The sequence below is a fragment of the Rhodococcus sp. R1101 genome, from assembly GCF_000278445.1.
Lineage (GTDB): Bacteria > Actinomycetota > Actinomycetes > Mycobacteriales > Mycobacteriaceae > Rhodococcus > Rhodococcus gordoniae.
Genome location: NZ_AJVB01000106.1, coordinates 1 through 10,214, shown reverse-complemented (window position 1 = coordinate 10,214; position 10,214 = coordinate 1). Strand labels below are relative to the sequence as shown.

8 protein-coding genes and 1 pseudogene are annotated in these 10,214 nt (G+C 68.5%); 3 read left to right on the top strand and 6 right to left on the bottom strand.

Features of this window, described 5'->3' with window-relative positions; translation table 11 throughout:
- The 5 genes and pseudogenes from R1101_RS0109605 to R1101_RS26310 form a co-directional block, all read right to left on the bottom strand.
- Window positions 1-296 (bottom strand): annotated as a pseudogene (locus R1101_RS0109605) (MFS transporter); the annotation flags it as partial.
- A gap of 108 nt (window positions 297-404) precedes the next feature.
- On the bottom strand, window positions 405-782 hold the full coding sequence (locus R1101_RS0109600) for a DUF3054 domain-containing protein (protein ID WP_016933226.1): 378 nt from the start codon (window positions 780-782) through the stop codon (window positions 405-407).
- A 124-nt stretch (window positions 783-906) separates the two neighbouring features.
- A complete protein-coding gene (locus R1101_RS0109595) occupies window positions 907-1,461 on the bottom strand; it encodes a YceI family protein (protein ID WP_016933225.1) in 555 nt (184 codons plus the stop codon).
- 89 nt (window positions 1,462-1,550) lie between these two features.
- On the bottom strand, window positions 1,551-2,672 hold the full coding sequence (locus tag R1101_RS0109590; protein ID WP_016933224.1) for a lysylphosphatidylglycerol synthase transmembrane domain-containing protein: 1,122 nt from the start codon (window positions 2,670-2,672) through the stop codon (window positions 1,551-1,553).
- A gap of 84 nt (window positions 2,673-2,756) precedes the next feature.
- The gene (locus R1101_RS26310) at window positions 2,757-4,265 is read right to left on the bottom strand and encodes an adenylate/guanylate cyclase domain-containing protein (protein WP_016933223.1); all 1,509 of its coding nucleotides are present in this window, start codon (window positions 4,263-4,265) and stop codon (window positions 2,757-2,759) included.
- Window positions 4,266-4,437: 172 nt separating this feature from the next.
- Between R1101_RS26310 and macS the strand changes: the two genes are divergently transcribed.
- The 3 genes from macS to R1101_RS0109570 are packed head-to-tail and all read left to right on the top strand — an operon-like array spanning window position 4,438 to window position 6,958.
- On the top strand, window positions 4,438-5,688 hold the full coding sequence (gene macS / locus R1101_RS0109580) for a MacS family sensor histidine kinase (protein WP_016933222.1): 1,251 nt from the start codon (window positions 4,438-4,440) through the stop codon (window positions 5,686-5,688).
- A complete protein-coding gene (locus R1101_RS0109575; protein WP_016933221.1) occupies window positions 5,642-6,268 on the top strand; it encodes a response regulator in 627 nt (208 codons plus the stop codon). The genes macS and R1101_RS0109575 overlap by 47 nt, the downstream gene beginning before the upstream one ends.
- 39 nt (window positions 6,269-6,307) lie before the next feature.
- The gene (locus tag R1101_RS0109570) at window positions 6,308-6,958 is read left to right on the top strand and encodes a DUF1707 SHOCT-like domain-containing protein (protein ID WP_016933220.1); all 651 of its coding nucleotides are present in this window, start codon (window positions 6,308-6,310) and stop codon (window positions 6,956-6,958) included.
- 79 nt (window positions 6,959-7,037) lie between these two features.
- On the opposite strand, the gene R1101_RS26305 is transcribed toward R1101_RS0109570, so the two are convergent.
- Window positions 7,038-10,214 (bottom strand): MMPL family transporter (locus tag R1101_RS26305; protein ID WP_016933219.1); only part of this gene is annotated, 3,177 nt, incomplete at its 5' end.

Here is a 10,214-nt window from a genome sequence, read left to right as displayed (position 1 = left end):
AACAGGGTGCGTTCGGAACCGAGCAACCGGTCGGCGATCCATGCCCCGAGAATCGTCGACAGATAGACCGTGCCGCCGTAGGCACCGACGATGGAGGTCGCGGCCACCTGGCTGATCCCCAACCCACCCTCGGATGCCGAGTAGTACAGGTAGTAGATCAGGATGCCCTGCATGCCGTAGAAGGAGAATCGCTCCCACATCTCGACACCGAACAGATTGGCCAGGGGCAGGGGCTGGCCGAAGAACCGATGGTCGGATCGGGACCCGGTCAGGGTGGGTGGTTCCAGCGTGGACATGATCTCCACTGTTGCACCGCGCAGGGCGCGAGCGCGAAATATTCGCATATCCCGCGGTCGCATTTCACACTTCGGGTGCGAGTGTGAGACCCGAGACCCGGAGAGACGTTATGCGTCGACCTTGCGGCGCTGGAGGAGTCCGACGACGAGACGCCAGCCCACCAGGAAGAGACCGAGGAAGATCGTGGCGACGATGATGAAGGCGGTCGCGGTGCCCTGGCCGGTGACGGCGCGCAGCAGCATGCCGACCACGAGGGTGCTCACCCACACCAGCAGACCGGTGGGGACGGCGGCGAAGGCGTCGAACTTGTCGCGGTAGAGCCATGCGGTGAGGAACCATCCGACGGTGAGACCACCGAGGAACGGCCACGCCGTTCCTGCGAGCCCCACGAGATCGAGCACTTCGTCGTGACTGGAACGACCGAGCACGGCGAATACGACGACGAGCACGACGTCGGCCACCAACGCCGGGATGTACTTCTTCACGGCTCCAGAGTAGCGGCGACGTGGAAGGAGCAGGAACGCCCGACGCGTGCTCTCGAGCACGATCCGGGCCGGTAGAGCCCGGAACGCCCCTCCCGGAGGAGGGGCGTTCCGCGTGTGAGGGGGCTCAGGCCTGCAGGCCGGCCTCGATCTCGAGAGTGATGGTGATCTTGTCGCCGACGACGGCTCCGCCACCTTCGAGCGGCATCTCGATGCTGATGCCGAAATCCTTGCGGTTGATGACGGTGGTGGCCTCGAAGCCGGCGACCGGACCCTGGCCCATGCCGGGGTTGACGCCGTTGAACTCGAGCTTCAGCTCGACCGGGCGGGTGACGCCGTGGAGGGTGAAGTCGCCCGTGACGATGTAGTCCTCGCCGTCGGCACGGATGCCGGTGGAGGCGAAGGTGGCGACGGGGAACTGCTCGGCGTCGAAGAAGTCGGCGGAGCGGACGTGCGCGTCGCGGTCGGCGTTCTTGGTGTTGATCGACTTCACGTCGATCTCGGCGTTCACCGATGCGGTGCCGTCCTCGGCGACGGTGATGGCGCCGGAGAAGTTCTCGAAGGTGCCGCGAACCTTGCTGACGACGAGGTGCCGGACGGTGAAGCCCACGTTGGAGTGGACGGGGTCGATGGCCCAGGTGCCGGTGGTCAGGCCGGGGAAGGTGGTGGTGGCGGTCGTCATGGTGGTCCTCCTCGATGATTAAACTTTCAACTTCTTGCCTGCAACCATGCCACCGAATAGTTGCTTGCGCAACTATATTGTGATGTGAATCACGCAGGTTCCGGATTCTCGACCGGGCGACGTCGCCGTTCCAGGGTGCTGCGCTCGTGTTCTGCGCGCTCGGCGATCGGGTCGATCTCGTCGCTGCCGTTGCCCCGGTACATCGCGGCGACCGTACTCCAGCCCGCCAGCGCGACGAACGCGAAGCTCACCATCCGGTACACGAAGACCGCGGCCAGCGACTGCGAGGCGCTCAACCCCGCAGCGGTGAGCGTCGCGATGAGGGTGCCGTCCACGAATCCCAGGCCGCCGGGTGCGAGGGGCACGCTCCCCACGGCCTTCGCCGCAGCGAACGCGATGAACAGGCCGGCCACGGACGGAGAGCCGCCCACTGCCCAGCACGCCAGTCCGAGGCACGCCACATCGGCCGCGCGGTGCACTGCCGACCACGCCACAGCGGCCACGCCGTCGCGACGGGCGAGTTCGACCGCCTCGAGTTGCGCGAGGGTGCGTTCGAAGACGTCGAAGCCGGTGCCCCTCGGCTTCCTCGTGACGCGATTGACCCGGTGGAGAACCCACGCGCCCGCCGACTCGATCGACGTGGGATTCTTCGCGACGTATCGCAGCCCGAACACCAACGCGACCGCCCCGGCGAGCGACAACACGAGGGTCACGGGGCTGATTCGGCTACCGACGGCGAACGCACCGATCATGCCCACCGACGCGAGCGTCGCCGCCGCGATGACGCCGGAGACGGCGAGCTGCCACGACGCGACCACAGGCGTCGCGCCCCACTTGCGCGTCTGCTTGTAGGTGAACGCGGTGGAGAAGACCGGCCCTGCCGGCAGGGTGACCGCCATGGCGGTGCTGCCGTAGATCACCGACGCCGAGCGCCAGTGCCCGACGCGTACTCCGCCTGCCCGGAGCAACCGTTGCTGCACCCCGGCGAAACCGCTGAGGGAAATCATCTGGGCCAGCACGCACGCGGCGAACCAGCCCCAGTGCATCTCGGTGACAGCGCGCCACGAGTCGCTCATCGTCGGCCACAGGTAGATCGCCTCGACGGTCAGCAGGGCGACGAGCGCGACTGCCGACACCCACTTGAGCCACCGGAACGAGCCCCGGCGCGGCGTGGCGTCGGGGCATGGAGGATCGTCGTGCGGCTGCGCCACGCTGTTCACCGTAACCGACCGCAGGGTCGCGGAGAGGGTGCCAGGGGCGTTCCGCCTCGTCGGCAGCTCCCGCGGAACGGGCCGTCACTCGTCCGTCGAACCCTCCGATTCGTCCGTCCGGTTCGCTCCTCCGGGAACACCGGGATAGCGAACCGGCCACGCGAGATGGGTCATCCGCCGCCTGCCGCGCAGCTGCACCTCGTCGCCGAGTTCCCAATGGCTGCGTTCCTCGTCGTCCGCGAAATACAGCGCGCTCGACGACGCGAGAACCCTGCTCGGACGCAGTTTCGCCAACTCGGTCAGACGCGAGGCCTCGTTGACGGGATCGCCGATCACCGTGTACTCGAAGCGCTCGGACGCGCCGATGTTACCGGCCACGGCGAGTCCCGCGGACACACCGATTCCCACGTCGAGCCCGGTGATCTCGTCGAGCGCGAAACGAAGTTCGCGTGCGGCCGCGAGAGCCGCCGTGGGGGCGTCCGGCCGGTCCAGGGGAGCGCCGAAGATCACCAGAGCGGCGTCGCCCATGAACTTGTTGACGAAGCCGTGGTGCCTGTCCACCACCTCCACGACGACACGGAAGAATTCGTTGAGCAGCTCGACGACCTCGTTCGGTGGTCGCTCGGCAGCCGTCGCCGTCGACCCCACCATGTCGACGAACAGCACCGCGACGTATCGGGTCTCGCCGCCGAGTTCGGTGCCGTACTGCAGGGCGCGGCGCGCGACGTCCTCACCGACGTGCTGACCGAACAACTCGCGCAGGCGCCGGCGCTCGTCGGACTCGGCCATCATCCGGTTGAAGCCGACCTGCAGGCGGCCGATCTCGCTGCCGTCGAACACCTCGACCCGCACCCCCGAAGCACCGCGCTGCACGCGTTCGATCGCCCAGCGCAACTGCTTGATGGGGTCGGAGATCTGCGCCGACGTGAGCAGTGACAGCACGAGGGCGAGGCCGATCGACGTCACGGCGAGCGCGAGAACGGACAGAGCCAGAGCGTCGGCGTCGAAGTCGGTGTTCGCGCTCAGCTGGGTCACGCACAGCAGCACGATCCCGGCGACCGGCATGAGCGTGCCCAGCCCCCAGGTCATGGCCAGGCGCGTGCCCACGCCCGGAGCCATCGTCCGGTCGAAGTTGCCCTCGCTCAGCGCCCGCGCGGCGACCGGCCGCAGGATGCGTTCGCCGAGCATGTAGGTGAAACCGAAGGTGCTGGTCGCGGCCATCGCGACGGTGACCGAGACCGCCACTGCGAGCGACGGCATCTCCTCGGCGGTGAGGAAGACGAACAGCACGCCGCCGAGCAGCCACAGGCCGAGGTGGACGATCGCCTGTCGCAGCGGGGCGTGCAGGGCCGCCATCTGTTCCGCCCGAGTGGGCGGGCCGCCGCGGAGCTGCCACCGCACGACAGAGCGCAGCGTGATCGCTGCGGCGCCGAGGCTCACGATGCCGGCGAAGACCAGGTACACCGCGAAGACCGCGAAGTTGCGGACGCGATCGGCGACGATCGCCTCGGTCTCGCTGATAGGGATCCCGTAGCGGACGAAGGCGAACACGAGCAGCGCGCCGAACAGATTCGAGGCGCCCATCGAGGCCATGTAGAGCGGCCAACGACTCCGCAGAGTGGCGGCGACAGCTCGGTACGACCTCAACACGACTTCAAATCAAACCACTGTGCGGACGGTCACAGTGTGGGGCGGTCACCGTAGGGGGTGCGGAGTGGTTGGATTCACTCGCCACCTACCGAGACGAAAGGTGCGAAACGTACAGATGAGATCGTCTCCGACCGGTCCCGATGCGGATGCACCCTTGTGGCGGGCCGCCCAGGTGTTCCGGCTCGTGACCGTCGTATACGCCGTGGGATCGCAGTTCTCGACCGTCGTGAACTACACCCGTCCGGGTCTGTCGTGGTTCTTCGTCGGGGTACTCGTGGCGTGGTCGATCGTCTCGGCGATGCTGCTCTCCCACCGGGTACGTCTGCGCCGGACGGTCACCGCGGTGGACCAGATCCTCGCCGTGGCCCTGATGGCGGCCACCAGGCTGGTCGCCGACCACGACTGGTACAGCAACCACCAGACCATGCCGACCACGTTGTGGGTCGCCAACGCCGTGCTGTCGGCGGCGATTCTCGGCGGTCCTCTCACCGGCATCGGATCGGCGCTGCTGATGTCCGTCGTCAGCGCGGTCGTGCGCGACCAGATCACTCTGGATCTGTGGCGGGACGCGACGGCGCCCGTGCTCGTCGCGTGCGGCGTGGCGATGGGATTCGCGACCACCGCCGCGCGCAGCGCGCACCGGCAGCTCGAGCAGGCCGTGCGGGTCGCAGCCGCCACCGAGGAACGGGACCGGCTCGCCCGTCAGGTGCACGACGGAGTGCTGCAGGTGCTCGCCCTCGTGCAACGGCGCGGACTCGAGCTGGGCGGGGGCGCGACGGAACTCGCGGAGCTGGCACGGGAGCAGGAGGCCGCGCTGCGGCAGCTGATCTCCGAACAGGACACGCATGTCGACCGCGGTGGCGAGGACGCCGACCTCACAGCCCTCGTGCGGGCCCGCGCCGGTACCGCCGCGACCGTGTCCGCGCCGGCCGATCCGATCATGATCCCCCGCGACCGGGCCGAGGAACTCGCGGCGCTCACGACCGCGGCCCTGTCCAACACGCACTTGCACGCCGGTGCCGGAGCCGCCACGTACATCCTTCTCGAAGATCTCGGCGACGAGCTCGTCCTCAGCATCCGGGACGACGGTGTCGGGATCGGGCCGGGCCGACTCGACGAAGCTCGCGACCAGGGACGCATGGGGGTGTCCAAGTCGATCGTCGGGCGCGCGGAATGGCTGGGCGGCGTCGCGCTGCTCGACAGCGCCGCAGGCGAAGGAACCGAATGGGAGATCCGGGTGCCGAAGGGGGAAACGAATGGCGGAGATCAACACGGAAGCACACGAGAACACCGCACACGAACGTCGTGCCGTCAGCGTGATGGTGGTCGACGACCATCCCATCTGGCGCAACGCCGTCGGACGTGACCTCGAGGAGGCCGGGTTCGTCGTGGTCGCCGAGGCCGACGGTGTCGCGAGCGCCGCGCGACGCGCCGCGGTCGTCCGCCCCGACGTCGTGCTCATGGACATGGCGATGCCCGACGGCACCGGTACCGAGGCGACCCGCGCGGTCCTCGAGGTCTCCCCGGACAGTCGGGTGCTCGTCCTGTCGGCGTCCTCCGAACGGGACGACGTCCTCGGTGCGGTCAAAGCCGGGGCGTCCGGCTATCTCGTGAAGAGCGCCTCGGTGCACGAACTCGTCGACGCGGTCCTCGCCACCGCGCGGGGCCGGGCCGTCTTCACCCCCGGGCTGGCCGGGTTGGTGCTCGGTGAGTACCGCCGCATGTCGAACGACGTCGGCGACAGGCTCCCGCCGCCCACCCTGACCGGGCGCGAAACGGAGGTGTTGCGGCTGGTCGCGAAGGGTATGTCGGCGAAACAGATCGCCGCGCGGTTGACACTCAGCCACCGCACGGTGGAGAACCATGTCCAGGCGACGCTACGCAAACTGCAACTCGCCAATCGGGTCGAACTCACCCGGTACGTCATCGAGCAGGGTCTCGAGTGACTGCTGAGGCATACCGAGTGTCCCGTTAAGCTCGTGGGCATGGAACCGAGGGATCTGCGGGTGTCGGACGCCGAGCGCGAGCACGTCGGCGAACTTCTCCAGCGGGCGGTCGGGCAGGGAATGCTCTCGCTCGGCGAGTTCACCGAACGGATGGACACCGTCCTCGCCGCCAAGACCCGAGGCGATCTGAACCAGGTGCTCGTCGACCTGCCGGGCATCCAGATCCGTCCCGAGTTCCAGGAACAGAATCTTCCGGGGATATCGCAGGCGTCCTACCCCGCGCCGACCGCAGCGGCGTTCCCCGCGCCCGGCCAGGCTGCTCCTCTGGTGATCAAGGGGCGTGTCTCCAGCGTCGAACGGAAGGGCCGCTGGCACGTGCCGCCCGCCATCGCCCTGGACACCGTCGCGTCCTCGGTGACCCTCGATCTCACCGAGGCGGTGATGCAGACGCAGGTGGTGCGGATCGATGTGAGCGACTATCTCAGCTCGATCAGCATCGTGCTGCCCGCCGAGGCCACGGCAGACGTCAACGGCGTCGAGAATGTCGCGTCGAGTGTGTCGTCCAAGGTGCGTGGCGGGGCGCCGTACGGACCGCTGCACGTCGTGGTGACCGGCAAGGTTCGCGGTGGAAGCCTCAACGTGACGCATCCGCTGTCCACGAGACTGCGCAAGTTCTTCAACGGCAACTGAAGTCCGACAACACCCGAGGCGACCCGCGAGCGGGTCGCCTCGAGTCGTTTCGGACGTCAGTCGCGACGCTGCCGGGCGATCAGTTCGCTGACGCTGATCGAGCGGCCACCGTCGGGACCGTGGCGTCCGCGGCTGCGTGAATCCGCGTCGTTCTGTTCCTGCTGCGAGTCGTCCGCTCGTTGTTCCGGTCGCTCGGCACCCCCGGAGCGGGGCGGTTGCTCAGGACCCCGGGACCGCGAGGGCAGAGGCGGACGAGGGGTGCTCTGCGTGGGCGGCTGCATGCCCTGGGTGGGCGGCTGCTGCGTTCCCGGCACGGGCGGCCGGGCCGGTCCCTGTGCCGGCAATCGCGGTCCTTCAGGCCTCGGCGGACGCTGTGCCTCCGGGACGGAAGGTCGCTGGGGTTCCGGCGCCGGGGAACGTTGCGCTTCGCGTGCCGGCGGACGCGGTCCGTCCTGTGCGGGCCGCCGCCGCGGCGCGGGAGGCTCCCCGCCGGGCGAGGTGCGGCGCAACTGCGACAACCAGTTCTCGATCGCCTGCGGGTCCCGTCCCCGGCCGGTGCCGGACTCGCTCGGACGCGACGCCGGGGCACCGGGCAGAGGCTCCGAATCGCCCGGGACAACAGGTGGCCGGACGAAGGACTGCGGCAGCGGCGGCGGAACCTCCCCGCGCTGACGGCGGGGGAGCGGCGGCACGGCCGACGTCGGCGACGGTTCGGATGCCCGGCTTCCGGGTGTCTCGGACGCACCGCGCTGTGTGGGATCGAGCGCACCGCGCTGTGTGGGATCGAGCGCACCGCGCTGTGTGGGATCGAGCGCACCGCGCTGCGTGGGATCGAGCGCACCGCGCTGTGGCAGCGACATGCCGTTCCGCTCGTCCACCTGCGTCCGATCCTCCGCGCGACGTCGCGGTTCCGGTACCGGCCGCGACGGACGTCCCGGACCTGCAGCGGGCGGCGCCGGACGGCTCGCCGGCATGGGACGGCCGGTCGCGGGTGGCACCCGCTCGCCGTTCCGAGGTGCGGGGGACGACCCGCAGCGGGCGCTGCGGGACGGACAGGGGGACGACCGGGCGTCTGGCGGCGCACCGGCGGCGGCGTGAGATCTCGGAGTTTGCGCTGTTCGGAAGCCGGACGCGGCGGAGCGATCTTCGGCAGCGGCTGCGTGAGGTCGGAACCACCCTCGAAGGCGCCCGGGAAGCGATGCGCACCTGTGGCCGCGACCGTCGCCGGACCGAACATGCCGACGGTGATCAGCTCGGGAACGTCCTGGGGCATCAGTTCGTCGGCGAGGATGGGTTCGCCCAGGCCGATCTTCTCCTGGATGCGTTTCATCCATGCCGGAGCCCACCAGCAGTCGTCCCCGAGCAGCTTCATCACGGCGGGCACGAGGAACATGCGGATGACGGTGGCGTCGATGATCAGCGCGGCGATCATGCCGAACGCGATGTACTTCATCATCACCAGTTCGGAGAACCCGAAGGCGCCGGTGACGACGATGAGGATCAGGGCTGCCGCCGTGATGATGCGGCCGGTGTGGGCGGTACCGATGCGGATGGACTCGGTGGTGCTCGCCCCCATCGACCTCGCCTCCACCATTCTGGAGAGCAGGAACACCTCGTAGTCGGTCGACAGGCCGTACACGATCGCGATGATCAGCACGAGCACCGGCGACATGATCGGTCCCGGCGTGAAGTTGAGCAGCCCGGCGCCGTGGCCGTCGATGAAGATCCAGGTGAGGATGCCGAGGGTCGAACCGAGACCCAGGGCGCTCATCAACACCGCCTTGACCGGCAGCACGAGCGAGCCGAAGGCCAGGAACATCAGCAGTGTCGTCAGCAGGACGACCACCACGACCATCAACGGCAGGGTGTCGAGCAGGGCTGCGATCGAGTCCTGTTCGATCGCCGGTGTGCCGCCGACGAGCACTTCGACGCCCTCGGGCCATTCGGCCGCGTGCAGATACTCGATGGTGTCGGCAGACTCGTTGCGGTCGGTCAGACCGGCCTTGAGTACGCGGACGCCGTCCTTCGCCGGGCCGGTGATCGTGAATTTCTCGACGAGACCGGGAGCCTCGCTGGCCGTGGTGATGATCTTGTTGAGGTCGCCGCCCTCGGCGCCGCGGACGACGAGCTTGACCGGTTCGGCGCGCTGGCCGGGGAACAGTTCGTCGAAGGTCTCCTGCGCCACACGCGTGGGGTGCTCGGGCGGCAGGTAGGTCTCGTTGATGCCACCGAACTTGATGCCGGTCAGCGGCATGATCAGCAGCAGCAGGCCGATGACCGTCGGGATGGTCACCTTCATCGGGTTGACCATCACCCAGCGGCACAGGCGGCCGAGGAAGCTGTTCTCGACCTGCTCGTTCGACTGGATCTGCCCGAAACGCTTCATGCCGAACTTGTCGATGCGCTTGCCGAGGATGCTCAGGATGGCGGGCAGGATCGTGATGGACAGCAGGGCGGCCAGCGACACCGCCGAGATCGCGCCGTAGGCGACCGACTTGAGGAAGCCCTGGGGGAACAGCACGAGACCACCGAGGCTCGTGACGACCATGGTCGCCGAGAACACCACCGTGCGACCTGCGGTCACGACGGTGCGCCGCACCGCTGCGCGCGTGTCGTAGCCCTCGGCGAGTTCTTCGCGGAATCTCGACACCATGAACAGGCCGTAGTCGATCGCCAGGCCCAGACCGATGAGCGAGACGACCGGCGCGACGAACGAGTTGACCTCGGTGAAGTTGGTGATCAACCGGACGATGCCGTTCGCCGCGACGATCGTCAGGCCGCCGGTGATCAACGGCAGCGCGGCTGCGACGACACCGCCGAAGACGAAGAACAGCAGGATGCCGACCGCGGGGATCGCGAGGATCTCCATGCGCTTGATGTCGTTGGCCATCGTGTCGTTGAGCGCGCCGGAGATCGGTTGCAGGCCGGCGAGCTGCACGTCGATACCGTCGACGGCGAACTCGTCCTTGACCTCGCGGAAGTTGCCGGTCAGTTCCGTGTCGTCCTCACCGGCGATGGCGACCGACGCGATCGCGTGCTGACGCGACGGATCGGCCAGCGACGGCAGCGACGGCGCGTCGTCGGTCGGCCAGTACGCACCGTTGATCTTGAGAATTTCGTCGGGGTGCTCGGCGACCAGTGAGTTCAGGCTGTCCGTGACCTTCGCCGCGAACTCGGGATCGTCGACCGTCCTGCCCTCGGGCGCCGTGTAGAGCACCAGAACGTCGCCCGCGGTATCGCGGCCGAAGGTGCCGTC

Excerpts from the sequence above, each read along its gene's own strand:
- R1101_RS0109595 (WP_016933225.1), bottom strand. The coding sequence starts at position 1,461 with ATGACGACCGCCACCACCACCTTCCCCGGCCTGACCACCGGCACCTGG.
- R1101_RS26310 (WP_016933223.1), bottom strand. The coding sequence starts at position 4,265 with ATGGCCTCGATGGGCGCCTCGAATCTGTTCGGCGCGCTGCTCGTGTTC.
- macS (WP_016933222.1), top strand. The coding sequence starts at position 4,438 with ATGAGATCGTCTCCGACCGGTCCCGATGCGGATGCACCCTTGTGGCGG.
- R1101_RS0109575 (WP_016933221.1), top strand. The coding sequence starts at position 5,642 with ATGGTGGTCGACGACCATCCCATCTGGCGCAACGCCGTCGGACGTGAC.
- R1101_RS0109570 (WP_016933220.1), top strand. The coding sequence starts at position 6,308 with ATGGAACCGAGGGATCTGCGGGTGTCGGACGCCGAGCGCGAGCACGTC.